This is a genomic window from Geofilum sp. OHC36d9, assembly GCF_052400685.1.
Lineage (GTDB): Bacteria > Bacteroidota > Bacteroidia > Bacteroidales > Marinilabiliaceae > CAZHHH01.
The window spans coordinates 70,525-89,854 of sequence record NZ_JBQTGJ010000015.1 but is presented as its reverse complement, the minus strand read 5'-3'; the positions used below and the strand labels follow the sequence as shown (position 1 = coordinate 89,854).

Here is a 19,330-nt window from a genome sequence, read left to right as displayed (position 1 = left end):
GTAAAAATACTACTCATAAACCCTTTTGTAAAGCTACCCCTCGTTCGGAAAGCGGCTGCAAAACAACAGCTTTTTTTTCCCCTTTCCAAACTTATGCGTATTCTTTTTTGTTAAAAATAGTGACCTGTTTGTCTATCAGACTATAAGAAACTACTCTGCACTTTCTTCTTTTTCGTTCTTACTTTCCTCGGATTTGTAGGCCTTAATAGAAGCTTCTGAAATCACTTCTTTATCGGTCAGCAACTTATACCATGCAAATACCTTTTTGATATCAGAGGTATACACTCTTTGGGCATCATAGTCGGGCACAACAACTTTAAAAGCCGCTTTTAAGGCATTAGTGTCGGTTTTAGGACTAACCCATGCATTTTTCTCAAAAATAGAAATAAACACTTCAGTCAGGTGAATATCGCCTTCTTCGGTATAGATAGAAATATCTTCCAAAGCGCTGATACGTGACGTTGCATAAGCCGGCATTCGTTTTCCGTCGGTCAACGATTCAACAATAATACCATTTTTAGCCTGTGATACCATCTTGTAAAGACCGGATTGTCCTGCAATTGATAGAATATCTTTCAACATATTTCAAAAATTAAATTCGTGCAAAAATACAATATTGGATCAAAAGTAAAAGCAATGCTGGTTAAATCATTCCACGTTCTTTTCGAATGCGCTCATAAGCCTCGTTAACTTTCTGAAACTTATCCTTGGCCGAAGCCTGAAATTCCTCACCCAAATGCGCCACCTTGTCGGGGTGAAAGCGAATGGCCATCTTACGGTACGCCTTTTTAACTTCTTCATCGGTTACCGAGGCATCCACCTCAAGTATTTTGTAAGCCGACTCCAAATTATCGTAAAACATATTGAGTACCGAAGTATAATCCGGAGCAGAAATCCCCAATGCAAGAGCAATGTTATGAATCACTTCCAATTCAGACGCATGTAAAACACCATCGGCTTTTCCCAAACCAAAAAGGATATGCAATAACTGAATGCGTGCATGATAATCCAGGTTAACGCGTATTTGATGACCAACCTCTTGTACCGGAATATCTTTTTTAAGTATATCACGAAGTATTATTAGCGCCTGCGCGGTCTGTTCCTCGCCAAACATGGTTCTCAAATGCGCCTTTACGTAGTCCAGTTCCGACTTAAGAATTTTACCGTCGGATTTCATCACAGCGGCCATAAGAACCAACAATGCCGCCACAAAACCATCATGCTGGGTAGATGCCGGACGCCTTTGCACCTCGTCGCCGGCACTATTTATCAGATTCCCGATAATTAGCCCCATGATGCCACCTATCGGCCCGGCCATCCACCATCCTATACCTGCACTAAACAAAACTTTCCAAAAACTCATAACAATAAAATGATAAATTCTACAAAAAATCTTTTAATACATCCCATATTTTAAGAATTTGCGGGATGACCAACTGGCGGTCGTCGGCAAAAACAATATAATCGCTGAGAGCTATCTTCTGCTCATCGCGCCACTGATTGTTCATGCGTGCACGAATCGACTCAGAGGAGACGTTATCACGTCGCATAACGCGCTGTATTCGCAAATCGACAGGCGCCACTACCGTAATAATCTTATCCATCAATTTATAACTCCCCGCCTCAAACAACACGGCCGCCTCGTTTATAACCAACCCGCATTTCTGATTGTTAGCCCACGCCTCAAAATCGGCCCGCACCAAAGGATGCACTAAAGCTTCTACCCGTTTCAAAAGCGATGGATCGCGAAACAGGTTGTCAGCCACTTTCGATCGGTTCAACCGACCATCCACATATATATCTTCACCAAAAATGGCTTTATACAATCTAATCAAATCAGCATTGGTATGAATCAACTGCTTTGCTCTGGCATCAGAATCATAAACCGGTACGCCTAAAACTTCAAAAAAACGACACACCGTACTTTTTCCACTTCCAATCCCCCCGGTAACTCCAATTTTCATATTTACATCATTTTTAAAATTACCAGTGACCGTCCAATTGAATCGTTATATAGCAACCAGATGTCATCAATATGGCTGAGAAGATATCCATATATAACCTCAAAAACAGTCATCGTCTGCGCTCCAAAATATACTCAACATACAAAGGTGAAAAATCAATGGATTGCACCTCATTGGGCTTATTGGTCAGCCTAACCCGTAAACGCGGGGGACGCGAGCCTGATGGCACAGCAACCAAAGGGGCAGCATCCACCTCAGCTCTAAACTCAGAGGCTTCGATGGACTCGAATCGGCTTAAGCCGGCACGAAGCGTAACCGTTATTTCAGGTGGAAAAGTTTTTAAGCGTAAAGAATCAGGCAGACCAGCCACTTCAAGCGGCACGGTAAATGTCTTTTCGGAAAACGGCTCCACAGGAATGGTTACTTTCACTTTTGAATCACTAAAACTAACCCCATCCACTGACAACAGATCTATTTCACGCACAAGGGTATCCGAAAGCGCTCCAAATGTCTGGAAAACGGTCTGCACTCCAACAATGGTATCCACAATACTCTGTGGCCCCGAAACCGATACGGATTCTGGTTGACACATAATACTGCCTGCCAAAGCATATTGCTTCTGAAATTCCACATTACCATCCAAAACCACAGGCACCTTTTTCTCTTTTTTCTCATCAAGCGAAATGAACACCGTGTCAGGAGTCAGACTTAATAGCTCCACCCCTACCAGTAATTGCTCTTTGATACCTCTAAATTGCTCACGTGCCAACAGGTAAGCTTTCCCAGAAACAGGAGAACGCCGCAACTGACTAACATCATAATTGACCGGCACAAATGAATTGGATAAATATTGCCGCAAAAGACTGTACCCACTCGATCGCACCTTTATAGTTACTTCTTTTGTATCTGAATCAAGTAAAACCAAGTGGTCGGGGACATTTGTTAAACGAACGGAGAAGGAAAAATCGGTTACATAGTCGTGCCTTAAGGCATTAAAAAACCAAAAGGAGGTAGAGATAAAAAGAAAAAACAAAAAAACAAGGACATCTTTATTCCTGAAATAAGTCAAAGCAGATTGAAACCAGGCTTTCTCGGCAATTCTATTCCAGGCCTCTGCAACAAGAATCTTAAATTGTTTCATATGTTTATAATTTGTCTCTCAGTGGTCATATGGAACTCGTCAGGATAATCATACTTATGTGTGTGAACTAATCCCCATGGTTCGTTTCATCTACGCAAATATTTAAAATCGATATGCAATAGTATTTAAACTTGACTGATGACCACCATCGAAACTAAAAAAAATAGTGTTTGCATTCTACGTTATACAACAAATAAATGCACCAAAGTACAACGGCTCCTATTCGTAATTAACCCAAAATTCACATATAGCAATATCATTGACTAATAGTCAAAGTCTGACTTCCGCTTAAAACTAAAACATAGTAATGTGTTAATTGAATAGTCAAACCCTTACACCTGCGAATTTAAATATTTTTTATGCCACACAGCCTTTTGGGCTACTACACCACGTCAATCAATCCTGACCTGTTAGATATAAAATAACAAAAGCCAATGCTTCAACAAATGTAAGCATTGACTTTATATTTTAAAATCTGAACGGTCTGCTTTCTCCACAAATATTATTTGCGAACAGCATCACTCATATCCATAATAACAGCGGTTTTGTCAATCTTAATTTTGACATTATCAGCTATTTCCATAACAACATGGTCGTCTTTAACCTCTGCTACTTTACCATAAATGCCTCCGGTAGTGATAATCTTATCTCCCTTTTTAAGGGCTTCGCGGTACTTACGCAATTCTTTCTGGCGTTTCATTTGTGGACGAATCATAAAGAAATAGAACACCACAATGATTAACAAAAAAGGGAGTAACGACATCAGCGGATTGCCACCTTCGGCAGCCTGGGGTGCCATTGATAAAAAAGTACTATACATACTATTCAAAATTTATTACAACAATATAAAACTCAAAAAATTTCTATTACAATGGTAACTACAATTGACGATTAAAACAAATTTAGTTCACATTCGCCTTAATCGCAATTAATATTGAACCATCAGGGATATTGGCAAAGACCCGCACATTTTTGCGCTGGAATCCAGCCTGTCCGCGGGGGTCAAAAACAACTTCCAAAAAGCCTTTTTGTCCCGGCTCCAATGGTTTCTTACTATATTCAACGGCAGTGCAACCACAACCGGCTACCACATCGCTTATAACCAAAATGTCGCTTCCACTATTCACAAACGTAAAACGACAACCCAAATCCTCATCGTCGCTAACAGTGCCAAAATCGTGCACCGTTTTATCGAATGTCATTACTGTATTACCCGAAGGCTTATGCTCCTGTTTCACGGAACCTGAAAAATTACAAGCTGAAACAGACAGAAACAGAAAAATAACACCGAGACGACTACCAATCCGAAAAGAGAAATTAGGCTTCAATTTTTTTAATCTTACCCTCATCAGTCAGATGGTTAATAATCTTATCTAACATCCCATTAATAAACACACTACTCTTGGGCGTGGAATAATGTTTTGCAATTTCAATGTACTCGTTTAAAGTGACACGCACGGGAATCAAGGGAAACTCCAGAACCTCCGATAAAGCAATATGCATCAAAACGATATCCATAAAAGCCACGCGGTCAAGATCCCAATGCTCTGAAAATTTGCTAATCAGTTCGGTATAACTCTTACCGTTAAGTAAAGACTTACGGAAAAGCAACGACACAAAAGTTTTATCTTCCTGATCTTTAAACTCTTTTTGCAAAGGCTGGTCAGAACCATTCAGCTTTTCAAATTCCTTGAGCGTTTTAATAACCATACTCACCACGAATTCCGATTCATCGTTCCAATAAATACTTTGCTCCTCAAATTGCTGATAAAGCGGCTCGTATTGTCCAATGACTTTTTCAACTAATTTAACGACAAATTTTTTCTGTGAATCGTACGATTGTGACTCGTCCTCCATATAAGCCTTATAAAGGTCAGATTTGGTCACTACCTCAAAAAGCTCTCTGACAAATTCGGGTTGATTGGCCCAGGATAAACCAGTGGCTTCAATATAGCTGTTTAGCTCATTATTGTCTGCCAATTGGGCAATTACAACATTGTCAATAAAACGTGTATTGGGATGTAAATCTTCATCTGAAGGCATCTTCTTGTTGCGCGCATTTTCAATGCGATTGGCCGCATAATCTTTAATATCGATCAGCAACAACAACAACCAATGATACAACTCGAAAGATTTGGAGATACTGTGATACAACTCTTTCTCTACTTCCTGCACCGATTGGCCCCCATTTTTATGGAAGGCATAAACCATTTGCATCACTTTTACTCTTAGTAATCTTCTACTTAACATTACTCAAAGAACTTTTTATGTATAGTAAATAATAACAGCACAAAATTAATGCTTTTTTAATCATATACACTATCCGAAAATCGGATAAAGGTTAAATATCCAAAAAATAAATTTTAACTCGACCAACGTTAATGATTTGGAATTATGAGAAAAAAATGTAAACCATTACTGGGTAATTACAAAAATAATGTTCACTTTTGACATGAAAACCCAAAAAAGCTTTACTAATTAAACAAAATTGAGATGGAAGGATTTGACAAAATTGATGATTTTGAGAGAAATGATAAGGATGAGATCTTTTCAAAAGCTGTAAGAGCCGGCAAAAGAACTTATTTCTTTGATGTTAAAGCTACCCGTAAAAATGATTATTATTTAACCTTAACCGAAAGCAAGAAGAAATTTGAAGACGATGGTCGTTTTCACTTCGAAAAACACAAAATTTTTCTTTATAAAGAAGACTTCGACAAATTCAGCGAAGGCTTAAAAGAAGCTATTGAATACATAAAACAAAATTTGGAAACAACTGAAGATATTAAAATCGATACGTTTAGTTCCGAGGCTTCTAAAGAATTATCAAATATTGAATTTGAAGATTTACAGAAATAATTCATCCATGAATTACAGTGTGCTGGCCGGTTAAGTTAGAAAATGTGATTTGACTATAGTAAATGACCATTTCTACGACAGTTATAACGTAAACATTAAACTTTTTTTTTTACAAGCAACTAAATCAAAATAAAAGAGACACCAAATTTGGTGTCTCTTTTATTTTAATATAGGTTAGCCGCTTAAAATAGTGACTGTCCATAAAGTCTGTAGTTACAGCTATTAAGTTTAAATTAAAAATTTGTATAGCCTGAAAAACAGAAGCTTATCGAAGTCAACAAACTTTTTAAAAGCGAGCGTAACGAAAAATTAATGTTTTCTGACTGATGCTAAATATCATATTTCTGCATCTTATCATCAATAGTAACATCGTCAGCAGCATTGCTTTGTACCTTAACATAACACATCACCTTTTCGGCACCGGCGTTAAAACAAGCTATTTGCACCTGCTTCACAATAGCCATTAACTCGTCATAGCTGCCCTCCATGACCGTTTCGAAAGGCGTAACACGGTATTTCACTCCCGAATCAGCAATCACTGCAATCGCCTCATCCACTACATCATAAGCAGCCTTTGTTGGCGCAGTTGGAAGCACCTGAACGGCTACATTCACTTTACTTTTTAAAAATTCTGACATCATTATGATTTTTTTGAACAAACAAATAGAGACCAAAACTACTCTATTTTCCGTAACTTTCGCCCCGAAAAAAAGAATTGGTTTAAAAACCCCAACAATTGGGGATTGTAAAATTTGAGAAGGACGGTTAATTTTGGCCATTTAAAAATGGATGAATAAAACACACCTAAACAACGACCATGGATAGCACCACGAGCCGCCAATAAAAATGCACCTGCCAACCATTTTGTTGTTGGCCAACTTAATGAAAAACGAGAAAAATGACATTAGCGGATCTTACCAACGGACAGGAAGCTGTAATTGCAAAAGTAAGGGGATATGGAGAATTCAGAAAACGAATTCTGGAGATGGGTTTTTTAAGAGGCAAGCCGGTTAAAGTCATAAAAAATGCACCACTCAAGGATCCTATTGAATATCAGATTCTAAATTACAAAATATCGCTACGCCGTGCCGAAGCCAGCCTCATTGAAGTCATACCAATGGACGAGGTTCAGCCAAACCGCGAAATAACATTTCATGGCGTCAGCGATGAAGAAGAATTTATCAGAAAAGCCGTACACGAAAAACGAAAAACTATCAATATCGCTCTGGTGGGGAACCCCAACTGCGGCAAAACCACCATCTTTAACCAGGTAAGCGGCTCGTACGAACATGTGGGCAACTATGGCGGCGTGACGGTCGACGTTAAAACGAGTTCATTTAACTACCAGGGATACACCTTTAATCTCTCGGATCTGCCGGGCACCTATTCTTTGTCGGCATACAGCCCTGAGGAAATTTATGTACGCGATTTTATCAGCAAGCAAATGCCTGATATCATCATTAACGTGGTTGACGGTTCCAACCTCGAACGCAACCTATATCTCACCACGCAGCTAATACATATGGATGTAAAGGTGGTAATAGCCCTTAATATGTACGATGATCTGGAACGACGTGGCGACACCATCAACTATAAGTTTCTGGGTAAGATGATTGGTATGCCCATTATTCCAACCGTTGGGTCAAAAGGAAAAGGCATTAACAAACTCTTTAAAAAAGTAATTGACGTTTACGAAGATCGCATTCCCGAAGCCCGCGCCGTGCGAATCAATTTGGGCCCGACTCTCGAGTCGTCCATCGATGCCATCCAGAAAAAAATACAGTCGGAACCGGGACTAAACCTGATGACCACGCCACGCTTTTTAGCCATCAAACTGTTGGAAGGTGACAAAAACTATTCGAAACACATCAAAAGAAGCGGCTATCCGGAGGTTATTGACGAAGTAATAAAACAAAAAGAGAAGATCGAGTCCATTCAAAACGAAGAAATAGAAACCATAGTCACCGATGCCCGTTACGGTTTCATTGCAGGCGCACTTAAGGAGACCTACAAGGAAAATCCAATACAACGGCGGCGACGTACCGATACCATTGATGCGTTTTTAACGCACCGGCTATTTGGCTTTCCGGTATTCTTTCTGTTTATGTTTCTGATGTTTGAAGCCACCTTTTCATTGGGCGAATATCCCATGGGGTGGATTGAAAGCGGAGTAGATTGGCTCTCGGGCTGGCTGGGACAGGTCATGAACAACGGCCCATTCAAAGACCTGGTTATAAATGGTATCATTGGCGGCGTTGGCGGCGTTATCGTATTTCTGCCCAACATACTTATCCTGTTCTTCTTCATCTCTTTTATGGAAGACACAGGCTATATGGCACGAGCCGCCTTTATTATGGATAAAGTAATGCACAAAGTGGGATTGCACGGCAAATCATTTATTCCCCTGGTAATGGGGTTTGGCTGTAATGTGCCGGCTATTATGGCTACGCGGACCATTGAAGACCGCAACAACCGAATCCTCACCATACTCATCAACCCATTTATGTCGTGCAGTGCCCGACTACCTGTTTACATTCTGTTTATCGCTGCCTTTTTTCCGGAAAATCCCGGTACGATACTTTTTGTATTGTATGGTCTGGGTATTTTACTGGCGGTATTTGTTGCCCGTCTATTCAAACGTTTTCTATTTAAACGCAGCGATGTTCCGTTTGTAATGGAGCTCCCCCCCTACCGGCTGCCCACACTGCAAAGCACCCTACGACACATGTGGCATAAGGGTGAACAATATGTGAAAAAAATGGGAGGCATAATCATGATAGCCTCTATCATCATTTGGTTTTTAGGCTACTATCCAAGGCAAAGCAGTCGCTTTGACCAACACCAACACGAAACAGCAGCCATTAACCTAAAGTATGACTCATTGCAAAAAATGGCCGACTCTCCAAACATGATTAACAACCTCAACCAAACAAAAAATATTGAGCTAAATAAAGTAATAGAAAAAGAGCACAGGCTTCAACAGGAAGAGAGTCTGATTGGACGTATGGGACATGCAGTAGAACCTTTAATCCGCCCATTGGGATTCGACTGGAAAATGGGGATCAGTCTCATTAGCGGCGTGGCGGCAAAAGAAATAGTGGTGAGCACCATCGGCGTGCTGTACCAATCGCCACATGCCGATGAAACGTCCGGGACTTCGGGAACCACTGAACTGATACAAAGCCTGCGCGATGACAAGTATGCCGATGGCACACCGGTGTTTACACCCCTCGTAGCACTCTCATTTCTGGTATTTATTCTCATTTATTTCCCTTGTGTGGCGGTAATAGCAGCCATCAAAAAAGAAGCCGGGTCATGGAAATGGGCCCTGTTTACCATTTTTTATACCACATCGCTGGCATGGATAATGGCTTTTATAGTGTACCAAACGGGTCACTTATTTGTTTAACTGATAGAGAAACCCACCTGTGACAGGTAACAGACCTGCTACAGAGCGGAACTTTACCCACAAAATGTTGGTTACAATAGGGTAACTTGTTTCGCAAAGTGAGTGTAAAAACTGAAATATATTGATCAAAAGAAAGGATTTATTATGCTACAGGAAATTTTAGTTTATATAACCGTTGCCTACGCCATAGGCTATGCCATTCACGGAATTTACAGAACATTCAGACCGGCACCGGGGCAATCGCCCTGCTCGGGTTGCGGCACTTCGGGCTGCGAAGCCAAAAGCTTGCTGGTTACCGATCTGCACAAACAAAAAACAAATAATCAACACGCAAAATCGACCCAATTCAATACGGTTCATTTTCGACCATCAAAATAACGACTAATACCAAAACCAGAGAACAAATAATCAGACCCGCACGACGAATATCTCCGCTGATTTATTCATTCATGTTGAGGTGTTATCAAAAAGTATTGATACTTTCAGGGAAAAGTATTGATACTTTCAATAAAAAGTATTGATACTTTTTGCCCCCTCTTGAAAGTCTTATAAACAATGGCTTCCAGAAGACGTCAAAAAACACTTAAAGCGTCAAAAAAACAATGTCGGTTTTCTTAAAAACAAGAGGCCGACAACCCCAATTTAGCAACCAAACAAACCTAAAAACAACAAATATTTTAGCTTAGGCTAATAGCCTCAAAGCAAAAATTTAGAGAAATGATTAGAACCCAGCTCCAATGTGCGAGCCAGAGATTATAGGAGATATTGGGGTTGCTTTCCGCCTCCAGAAATTCCCGTTAAGGAAATCAATATTATTGGCGTAAAGAAATCCGGGCTGTCTGAGCGAAGCGAGTTCCCGGATTTTAGACAATGAAATTGATTTTTAGAAAATTACTTGCAGCGGCGGCATTTTAATATTATTGAATTTTGCTACGTTCGGCATTGTTGCAAATAAATTTGCACACTGCTCTCACTAAACGCAAAATTTAATGTGATTGAATTTTGCTACGTTCGGCATTGTTGCAAATAAATTTGCACACTGCACTCACTAAACGCAAAATTTGTGTTTACTTTTTTTTTGCTGTAGTGGAGCGAAGCGGATCACGAATACCGTTGAAATAAAAACTTTAATGAATAGAAAAAGTAAAAGCCCGTGCGGCTTGAGCACTTAAATGGAAAATATATTTTTTACCGGACAATAGTGAAAATGAATATAATCATAGAAACACAGAGACTTTGGATTAGAGAAATAGAGCCTAATGATTTAGACTATTTGCTTGAAATTTATCAAGATTCTCAAAACTTGAAATTCATTCCAAATACCGATTTTGAATGGACAAAAGAAAAACTCAAAAAGAAATACGATACGATAAATAAAGATTACATAAACGGATTTGGGATATATGCTGTTCAGATTAAAAATAAACCTAGCATTATTGGCGAGGCTGGATTATTCAATTCATTTCACGATTTAAATCATTTAGAGATAGGCTACATACTTGATAATAAAATATGGCGAAAAGGCTATGGAACCGAAATATGTAAATCATTGATTGATTATGGATTTGACAAACTAAATTCAGATAGATTAACAGCCAGAATGTTCAAACAAAATATGGCATCCATAAAGCTTTCAGAAAAATGCGGAATGAAACTTATTCAACAGGGAAAGACAGAAAATGGAGAGAGTTTCTGCGAATATGAGATTAAACACAACGATGAATAACCGTAAGAAAGTAAGTCATTAAATTCAGCCAATATAAGACACTTTTAACGCAATAAATTTTAATTCGATTTCCGCTTTCTAAGTCAAAAATGTCGTTACCTTACGATAATGAAAAAATGGTAAAAAATGATCAGTAACGACTTAAAAGCAAACAGACCCGAGCTGATACAAGGGGAAATCGAAACAGTATCGTTTACTCACAACTCTGATATTAAAGAAACAATTAATGCGTTACTTGCAGGTAAGTACATTCTGATAGAAGGTTTTTACAACAATGGATTGACGCTTTTATATGAATTGCGGTTGTACCTCAGTAAAAAGTATCCAAATCAATCCTTTCAGGAACAACGAGAGTTTCGTGCGGCCTATAAAAAATTATCTAACCTCATATTATTACAAATTAAGGACCATAACTTAGTAGTAAAAAAAGCCCCCTGGATTGGATGGTTAGAAAAATTATATCCTGAAATATCCGATTTTATACTTCCCTTTCCTCAAATTCAAGGTCTAAACAGTGCCTGGCAATGGTATACCAATGGTGTTATAATTCCAGTAATAAGAAACAAGATTCATCCCTATTATGGGGTTTATTTTCCAACCCGCTATGAACATTTGCAACTCTTTGATAATTGGTTAAAACACTATCAGGGGCCCAGGAAGTCAGCGATTGATGTGGGAATTGGAAGTGGTGTTTTGTCTCTGCTTTTGGTGAAACATGGTTTTCAAAAATCCTTTGCAACAGATATCAATCCCAATGCAATTATTGGCTTAAAAGAATCGATGGAAGGAACAAAGCTGGCTCGGAAAATAGAACTTGACTGTGGTTATTTATTCGGCAAATGGATAAAACAAACAGAACTGATCGTTTTTAATCCGCCCTGGTTACCCACCTCACGTAATTTAGATCGACTGGATGAGGCAATATATTATAATGGCAAACTCTTTCCTGAGTTCTTTGAAGAAGCAGAAAAACGCCTGCTGCCGGAAGGCCGAATTGTCTTGCTGTTCTCCAATTTGGGACTAATTACCAATGTGGCGAAACAGCATCCCATAGAATATGAACTCCTGAATGGAGGTCGCTTTGAATTAGACAGATGTTTTAAAAAATCGGTAAAAACAGCATCCGAAAAAACAAAAAGAGACCAACATTGGCGCTCCAATGAAGTCGTCGAATTATGGGTGTTAAAACGCGCTAAACAAGTTATACCTCCACATGACGACTAAAAAAAAGAAGGCTAAGGCCCGCCTTTAAACGCGAAACTCTATATCAGAAACCGGTATTGCAACAAAAAGATGAGCAGTTTAACTCACAATTATGAGAGAAAGTTTAGAACAATTTTTTGCAGAAAAATTTACAACCAACGAAAAGGAAATTTTTGATGTTATAAAATATTTTAGACCGGTAAAAGCAAAAAAAGATGAGATTCTGGTTAAAAGCGGCAACGTTTGCCGGGATTTCTTTTTTATAGGAAAAGGATGCTTAAAAGCTTTTCTATTTTCATCCTCGTAAATCTAACTCCTTTAACCCTTGCCAGTTTTTAACGATTATTTCTTTCCCTTTTAAGCGAATTAATTGATCTTTTTCAAACTCTTTCAAAAATTTTACCGCACTCTCAACAGTGATCGACGCAAAATCAGCAATATCCTGACGGGTTAAAAATTGAAATATCCCATCGTTTTGAAATTCTTCTGAACACAGGTATAATATGGCAGAAGCCAATTTACCCCGCATTTGCTTGTAGGATAAATTTTTAATTATATCGAGATACCGGCTTTCATTTAAATTATTTTTTGCGGCAATCTGCATCGCAAAATCAGCATTTCTCATGATGACTTCTGTCAAAGCATCTTTTTCAATCATGCAAAAAACAGAATCACTAAGCGAAACCGCTGAATACTGGTAGGTTTTGACGTTGAATACCGATGAAAATGCGATATAATCACCCTGCCTGGCTATATAAATATTGATTTGCTTAGATGTACCGACTTGCAAATAAACCATGGCTAATCCCTTATTCACAAATAAAACATGAGGTGCAAAAGCGCCCTGTTTAAAAATCGTTTCTCCCTTTAAATAGGATACTTGTGTTTTCTTCCCGCCTAAAAAATCAATTTCTTCCTGAGGCAAATTATTAAAACAACCCGAAATATGTTCAATACTATTATATTCCATCTTTTCTGAAATAAATCTTTAAAACAACAACTCAAAAATACCGACTAAATATGGGTGATCCAATGAAAAGTATATTCTTAATCATTGGTGTCCGGTAAAAATTTAGAGAAATGATTAGAACCCAGCTCCAATGTGCGAGCCAGATATTTTAGGAGATATTGGGGTTGCTTTCCGCCTCAAGGAATTTCCGTTAAGAAAATCAATTTTATTGGCGTAAAGAAATCCGGGCTGTCTGAGCGAAGCGAGTTCCCGGATTTTAGACAATGAAATTGATTTTTAGGAAATTACTTGCAGCGGCGGCATTTTTTGTTTACTTTTTTTTGCTGTAGAAAAAAAGTAAAAGCCCGTGCGGCTTGAGCACTTAAATGGAAAATATATTTTTTACCGGACAATAGTGATTCTTAATCATTATTTCAAACAATCCTTTGCAATATTATTATTTCATAAGAGACTATTTATAAAATAGCAATTAAAAACAGTGATTGTCCCAACCTGTTTTGCATCAGCAAGTAAACCCGGCGGGGGGTGATTATAAAAAATTCAAATTCAAGGCTTGCGAAGTCCGAAAAATGTGAGTTTACTAGAGTAAATGACCATTTTTCGGACAAGCGTAACGCAGAAGTTGGACTTTCTATCCAATCTCAAATTATTACTTAATAAAAATTTCATTATCAAATTACAATTACTTCCCGGTTTTATGTCACACCCTTTTCCTTGTTTCAAAACCTGGTTCAATATAAGTTTGTGCTCAAAAATATTCAAGACGTAAAACAAATTGCACTATAAACACATAAAACGAGCCATAAGAGAGAACTCTCAAGTATCCCGGCGAGTTCCGTGTGGCAAAAACAACTAAAATTATAAACACATGAATACCCAAAAATTGAATCCCAATATACGATTTGCATTTGCTGTCAGTCATTCAAATTTGTTCGAAACAACTCATTTTGGCGATGCCGATAAATATTTAATTTTTGAATGGAATGGCAATGAGATGACAGTTCAAAATGAAATTATTAATACATTTAAATCTTTTGATGAAGAACAGAAGCATGGCTCAAAAAAGAAAGGTAATGCAATTATCGAATTACTGCAAAAAAGCAATATTCAAGTATTAGTGTCAAAGCAATTTGGACGTAATATTAAAATGGTTAATAAATTTTTTATTCCCGTAATTATCGACAAAGAGAAACGAGAAGAAGCTCTTGCCATACTTTGCCATCATATTGGATGGATCGAAGAAGAACTTCAAAAAAAAGAAACAGAATACAAATTGTTTAAAATTAAAAACGGCATATTAAAAACAGATGTTAAGCAAACCAAATAATAGCACATGGCTTTAAGTACTGCAACCTCTAAACATAACTATAGCGCTTTTTTGTGGCATGCCATTTTTTTGGCTTTTGCGCAAAATTTTATGGATGTTGATACGGTTATTCCGGCCATGGTCATTGAATCAGGTGGTAATTCATTGCATGTTGGTATTATGACCGCTATAATGATGGGTGGCTCCAGCTTTACGCAGTTATTTTTCGCACCGGTTTTAAGCAATATTCCATTCAAAAAAAAATATTTACTGTTTGGCATAAATTTACGAATCGTTTCTTTATTCTCTTTAGCATTTATATTGTACTTATTTGTCGCAAAAAATAGTAGTTCAGTACTTTGGTTCTTGTTCCTTTTAATTTCTGTTTTCTCATTTAGCGGCGCCTTTACCAACATTAGTTACATTGATGTACTGGGAAAATCAATCACCAAAATAAAACGCAAATCATTCTTTTCGGCCCGTCAAATTATCGGAGGTATTGTTATATTATCCACGGCTTTTTTAGCAAAAAAAATATTGTCAAATAATCCGTTTCCCGGAAATTATGCCATCATGTTTTTGGTAGGTGGAACTTCTCTATTAATTGCTTCACTCGGCTTTTGGAATATTAAAGAAACAGAACCGTCGGGAACAAAAATTTCAGGGCTGAAAAGTTTTGTTCATAGTATGCGGCACGAGTTAAAGCACAACAAAAAATTAATCTATTTTTTAGGATTCATTAATACGCAAGGAATTGTTATTTCATTTATTCCTTTTGTAATGCTGTATGCCAAAGAATCTTTTAATACTCAGGCTTCTGACACCGGACTCTTTCTGCTCTTTAAAGTGATTGGCGTTGTTTCAATGAGTCTTATTGTACTCATTTATAACAAACATATAAAATACAACGCCCTGTTATACATCAATGCCGCCAATTCAATCGTGCTTGCAATAATAATCCTGTTCATACCCGACGCTGCTTTATTAAAATGGGTATTCATTTTAGGTGGTATTGCCGTTTCTTTATATATGATAACATTAAATGGGGTTCTGCTTGAAATTTCGGGCAACGAAAACAGATCGTTATATACAGGGCTTATTGGCGCCGGAAACATTCTGCCAACCCTATTCCCTTTAGTATCCGGAAGTATCATCAGTAAAATGGGGTATCATTTTTTTTTCAGCCTGTTCATTTTAATCATAAGCACTTCATTCTTTTTTATTTATAGACTTAAGTGTGAAAAATAAGATATAGTGTTTGCCCAAAAATGACAGCGGCACATAAGAAAGCTCTGTTTTTTAGGCTTTCGAAGTTTAAAAAATGTAAATTTACTGGTGTAAATGACCATTTTGAGCGCAAGCATAACGCTGAAGTTGGACTTTATAGACAAACTATTAATAATAAATCACAACTAATAAATTAACACAATGCGTAACAAAACATTAATAATTGGGGCGAGCATAAATCCTGAACGCTATTCATACAAAGCTGCTGAAAAACTATTAGCACATAAGCATGAAATCTATTTGATTGGAAACAGAGCAGGCGTTTTATTCGGAAATGAGATAACAAAAAATCATCCCGCCTATACTGATGTTGATACCGTAACAATGTATGTTTCGGCAAAAAACCAAACAGGTTATTACGATTATATTTTGTCGCTAAAACCTCGTCGGGTTATTTTTAATCCGGGAACTGAAAATAAAGAATTTGCTAAACAACTAGAGGAACAGGGAATCATTGCCGAGGAAGCTTGCACCCTGGTATTGTTATCAACAAATAGTTATTAATTGGTGAGTTAATATTAATAATCACAGACCATGAAATCTATGCAAATTAAAAAGTGACTTATTATATTTGCTATCATATTATTAGGCAAATCAACATTTGCCCAGCTACCTGATAGCATTACTGAAAATATCAAAATCATCAAAAAATACATGTTTGATGATTACAAACAGATGTTTAAAGAGCCTGAAAATGCCTTCCTTTATCCATACATAACACCCGGAAGCCATACTTATGCCAAGGTACTTTGGGACTGGGATTCTTGGTTAAGCAATATTGCTCTAAGACAAATTTTGCAAGACACTGGTACCACTGCTGATAAAAGTGAAGCTGTTGCTTATGAGCAAGGTTGTGTTCTTAATTACCTGGCTTACACCGACTCTTCTGACGGATATATGCCAATGGTTATAGATATGAATTCGGACCCGAAAAAATTAAAACCCGAAGACATATATACCACAAACATGCATAAACCGGTCATTGCGCAACATGCCGCCTTTCTTACTAAACTGAATAACGACAATGCTGAATGGCTGCGCGACAAATTTAATCGCATGCAGGCTTTTATTCTAAATTATCAATCACATCACCGAAACTCAGATACAGGCCTTTTCTTTTGGCAAAATGATTTAGCCATTGGGGTCGACAATGATCCATCTACTTTTTTTCGCCCCGACCGTAGTTCGGCTTCCATCTTTCTAAACTGCTTAATGTATAAAGAATTAAAAGCAATGGCCTATTTATCGGTCTGCTTAAATCTTGATTCTATGAGCGACCAGTATCAAAAGGAAGCACAAATGCTGAAAGAAGCTATTCAAAAAAATTGTTGGGACGAAAAAGATGGCTTTTATTATTCTGTAGACCTTAATCTGCGACCTATTACAAACGAACCATCAATCATTTTTGGCCATTCGATGATTTTACATGAAGGAATGCCTCGAACCTATAGTGGTTTGATACAACGTATTGGGGTATGGTCGGGGTTTATGGCTATGTGGGCAGGGATAGCCACTGATGATCAGGCTAAAAGAATGGTAAACGAAAATTATAATGATACCAGAACTTTTAATGCCAAATATGGTGTCCGGACTTTGTCAAAATTGGAGAAAATGTACAGTTTAAAAGCTAGTAATAATCCATCTAACTGGTGGGGTCCAATATGGGGCGTATCTAACTATATGACGTATAGAGGTCTGCTTAAATACGGCTATCAGAAAGAAGCCGATGAATTAGCTTACAAAACAATCATGCTTTTTGGCAATGATTATAAAAAAAATGGCGCGTTGCACGAGTATTATAACCCCGATACGGGTGAACCTATTATGAATAAAGGATTTCAAAACTGGAATTACCTGGTCTTAAACATGATTGAATCCCTTTCTGGAAATAAAACTATCGAAGAATTTTAATGAACCTGAAAAAAAATCGTACAACAAATAATCAATATTCCATTCCCCATTGCAACAAATAGCATATCGCAGAAAGGATACATATAACAGGGAATATTGAGCCCCACTTTACCCCTTCCGGATACATTGACCTGGGAAAAAAATAACCCCAAAAACGATACTATCCATAACCCCCGGATTTATCCGGGGGAAAAATCATTGCCAGAAGTACTAAATATGCCCCATTTTACAGGCATTCAAATCATCCGTATCAGCGTGTCACACAACATTTTCTCCCACAATAATTTGATTTTTAAAAATAATAATATAACTTGTTTGTCGCTTAATCAACAATAAGTTTCAGCACGAAAACTCATGTGCTTGAAAAAATATTCAAATTCAAGGCTTGCGAAGTCCCCAAAATGTGAGTTTAATCCAATAAATAATCTTTTTGCCGACAAGCATAACGCCAGAAGTTGATTTTTTTTTTTACAAGCACTATTTATTAAACCTTAATACCAACATTATGGCAAGTACTAGCGAAACAGGCCATTCAAAAAATGTGGCCAACTTCCAGAAATTAACAACCTACGTTACCGGTCTCGGTACAGAGTACAATCCCTCAAAGGAAAACATCCAACTGCCTTCTCTAAACGAACTGCTTGCTGCTGCAAACGAAGCAATTAACAACGTTAACGCAGCCGAGTCTACCTACAAACACGCCGTAAGTACCAGATATGCCGCGTTTAAGCCAATGAAAAAACTCATCACTAGGGTTAACAGCGCTTTAAAAGCATCGGGGGCATCTCAACAAGTCATCGATAGCGCAATGACTTTAGTGCGCAAATTACAAGGCCGCCGGTCTACCCCTAAAATGACCGAAGAAGAAAAAATGGCCGCACAGGAAAAAGGACTCGATGTAAACGAAATTTCGGTCTCTCAAATGAGCTACGACAGCCGACTGGACAACTTCGACAAACTAATCAAGTTACTCGAAACAACGCCGCAATACGCCCCTAATGAAACGGAATTGACAACCGATTCATTATCGGCCCTGTACAACAATCTATATACAAATAACACTCTGGTAATCGATGCCACGGTTGCCTTAAGCAATGCACGCATCAATAGAGACACAACCCTTTATGCTCCCGATTCCGGCCTCGTCGACATTTCTCTTGACGTCAAAATGTATGTCAAGTCCGTTTTTGGTTCAACAGCGCCGCAGTACAAAGCCATCAGCAGATTGAATTTCCGTGACCAGAGCTGATCCTTAGCCGTTGAAAACGGCATTATCAAAAAAAAAAGAAATAGTGCCGATCTTTAATCTCTTATGGCAGTTTCGCAAGCTTCATTTTTGAAACTAACGGAGCTGCCATAAGACAAGTAAACGGGTATAAATAAACAGTTCGAAAAAATAATGACAAAAAAATGGCGTTTCCCTATCTGCCACCCGGAAATAGTTAAAACAATTACCCGAAAAGTTGGACATGACTCCGGTAAAATTGGAACAGGCAACCGATAAGTTGGAACAAGTAACCGAAAAATTGGAACTGACAACCGAAAAATTAGAACAAG

20 protein-coding genes are annotated in these 19,330 nt (G+C 38.0%); 11 read left to right on the top strand and 9 right to left on the bottom strand.

Features of this window, described 5'->3' with window-relative positions; translation table 11 throughout:
• Positions 1-150: 150 nt before the first annotated feature.
• The 7 genes from ACT3CD_RS13605 to ACT3CD_RS13575 all read right to left on the bottom strand — a co-directional run bounded on the left by ACT3CD_RS13605 (position 151) and on the right by ACT3CD_RS13575 (position 5,355).
• Positions 151-582 (bottom strand): DUF5606 family protein, encoded by a 432-nt coding sequence (locus tag ACT3CD_RS13605; RefSeq protein WP_444646189.1) that lies wholly within the window; start codon positions 580-582, stop codon positions 151-153.
• A gap of 61 nt (positions 583-643) precedes the next feature.
• Positions 644-1,363: a TerB family tellurite resistance protein gene (locus ACT3CD_RS13600; protein ID WP_444646188.1), complete on the bottom strand. Its 720-nt coding sequence runs from the start codon at positions 1,361-1,363 to the stop codon at positions 644-646.
• A 19-nt stretch (positions 1,364-1,382) separates the two neighbouring features.
• Positions 1,383-1,964, bottom strand: a complete 582-nt coding sequence (coaE, locus tag ACT3CD_RS13595; RefSeq protein ID WP_444646187.1) for a dephospho-CoA kinase — start codon at positions 1,962-1,964, stop codon at positions 1,383-1,385.
• 109 nt (positions 1,965-2,073) lie between these two features.
• Positions 2,074-3,105 carry a CdaR family protein gene (locus ACT3CD_RS13590; protein ID WP_444646186.1) on the bottom strand — a complete coding sequence of 344 codons (1,032 nt, stop codon included), beginning with the start codon at positions 3,103-3,105 and terminating at the stop codon, positions 2,074-2,076.
• 502 nt (positions 3,106-3,607) lie between these two features.
• Positions 3,608-3,925 (bottom strand): preprotein translocase subunit YajC, encoded by a 318-nt coding sequence (gene yajC / locus ACT3CD_RS13585; protein WP_444646185.1) that lies wholly within the window; start codon positions 3,923-3,925, stop codon positions 3,608-3,610.
• Positions 3,926-4,007: 82 nt separating this feature from the next.
• Complete coding sequence (locus tag ACT3CD_RS13580; RefSeq protein ID WP_444646184.1) at positions 4,008-4,454, bottom strand: DUF1573 domain-containing protein; 447 nt, start codon at positions 4,452-4,454, stop codon at positions 4,008-4,010.
• Positions 4,423-5,355 (bottom strand): transcription antitermination protein NusB, encoded by a 933-nt coding sequence (locus tag ACT3CD_RS13575; protein ID WP_444646183.1) that lies wholly within the window; start codon positions 5,353-5,355, stop codon positions 4,423-4,425. The genes ACT3CD_RS13580 and ACT3CD_RS13575 overlap by 32 nt, the downstream gene beginning before the upstream one ends.
• 243 nt (positions 5,356-5,598) lie before the next feature.
• Here ACT3CD_RS13575 and ACT3CD_RS13570 point away from each other — a divergent pair, with 243 nt between their 5' ends.
• Positions 5,599-5,961 (top strand): DUF3276 family protein, encoded by a 363-nt coding sequence (locus ACT3CD_RS13570; protein WP_444646182.1) that lies wholly within the window; start codon positions 5,599-5,601, stop codon positions 5,959-5,961.
• Positions 5,962-6,290: 329 nt separating this feature from the next.
• Here the strand turns inward: ACT3CD_RS13570 and ACT3CD_RS13565 are convergent, their stop codons facing one another.
• Complete coding sequence (locus ACT3CD_RS13565) at positions 6,291-6,602, bottom strand: thiamine-binding protein (protein WP_444646181.1); 312 nt, start codon at positions 6,600-6,602, stop codon at positions 6,291-6,293.
• A gap of 257 nt (positions 6,603-6,859) precedes the next feature.
• On the opposite strand from ACT3CD_RS13565, the gene feoB reads away from it, so the two are divergent.
• The 5 genes from feoB to ACT3CD_RS13540 all read left to right on the top strand — a co-directional run bounded on the left by feoB (position 6,860) and on the right by ACT3CD_RS13540 (position 12,606).
• A complete protein-coding gene (gene feoB / locus ACT3CD_RS13560; protein WP_444646180.1) occupies positions 6,860-9,370 on the top strand; it encodes a ferrous iron transport protein B in 2,511 nt (836 codons plus the stop codon).
• 144 nt (positions 9,371-9,514) lie between these two features.
• Positions 9,515-9,748 (top strand): FeoB-associated Cys-rich membrane protein, encoded by a 234-nt coding sequence (locus ACT3CD_RS13555; protein WP_444646179.1) that lies wholly within the window; start codon positions 9,515-9,517, stop codon positions 9,746-9,748.
• Positions 9,749-10,577: 829 nt separating this feature from the next.
• Positions 10,578-11,096, top strand: coding sequence for a GNAT family N-acetyltransferase (locus ACT3CD_RS13550; protein ID WP_444646178.1), 519 nt, complete (start codon positions 10,578-10,580; stop codon positions 11,094-11,096).
• A gap of 126 nt (positions 11,097-11,222) precedes the next feature.
• Positions 11,223-12,320, top strand: a complete 1,098-nt coding sequence (locus ACT3CD_RS13545) for a 50S ribosomal protein L11 methyltransferase (RefSeq protein ID WP_444646177.1) — start codon at positions 11,223-11,225, stop codon at positions 12,318-12,320.
• Positions 12,321-12,411: 91 nt separating this feature from the next.
• Positions 12,412-12,606, top strand: a complete 195-nt coding sequence (locus ACT3CD_RS13540) for a hypothetical protein (protein ID WP_444646176.1) — start codon at positions 12,412-12,414, stop codon at positions 12,604-12,606.
• Here the strand turns inward: ACT3CD_RS13540 and ACT3CD_RS13535 are convergent.
• Entirely contained in the window at positions 12,595-13,269 is a 675-nt protein-coding gene (locus tag ACT3CD_RS13535; protein WP_444646175.1) for a Crp/Fnr family transcriptional regulator, read from the bottom strand. The two genes, ACT3CD_RS13540 and ACT3CD_RS13535, sit on opposite strands and share 12 nt — an antisense overlap.
• A gap of 868 nt (positions 13,270-14,137) precedes the next feature.
• Here ACT3CD_RS13535 and ACT3CD_RS13530 point away from each other — a divergent pair.
• The 5 genes from ACT3CD_RS13530 (at position 14,138) to ACT3CD_RS13510 (ending at position 19,022) form a co-directional block, all read left to right on the top strand.
• Positions 14,138-14,596 (top strand): NifB/NifX family molybdenum-iron cluster-binding protein, encoded by a 459-nt coding sequence (locus ACT3CD_RS13530; RefSeq protein WP_444646174.1) that lies wholly within the window; start codon positions 14,138-14,140, stop codon positions 14,594-14,596.
• A 6-nt stretch (positions 14,597-14,602) separates the two neighbouring features.
• A complete protein-coding gene (locus ACT3CD_RS13525) occupies positions 14,603-15,823 on the top strand; it encodes an MFS transporter (RefSeq protein ID WP_444646173.1) in 1,221 nt (406 codons plus the stop codon).
• A 180-nt stretch (positions 15,824-16,003) separates the two neighbouring features.
• Entirely contained in the window at positions 16,004-16,366 is a 363-nt protein-coding gene (locus ACT3CD_RS13520; protein ID WP_444646172.1) for a CoA-binding protein, read from the top strand.
• Between the two features lie 150 nt (positions 16,367-16,516).
• Entirely contained in the window at positions 16,517-17,773 is a 1,257-nt protein-coding gene (locus tag ACT3CD_RS13515) for an MGH1-like glycoside hydrolase domain-containing protein (RefSeq protein ID WP_444646171.1), read from the top strand.
• A gap of 505 nt (positions 17,774-18,278) precedes the next feature.
• Positions 18,279-19,022, top strand: a complete 744-nt coding sequence (locus tag ACT3CD_RS13510; protein ID WP_444646170.1) for a hypothetical protein — start codon at positions 18,279-18,281, stop codon at positions 19,020-19,022.
• Positions 19,023-19,330: the final 308 nt, after the last annotated feature.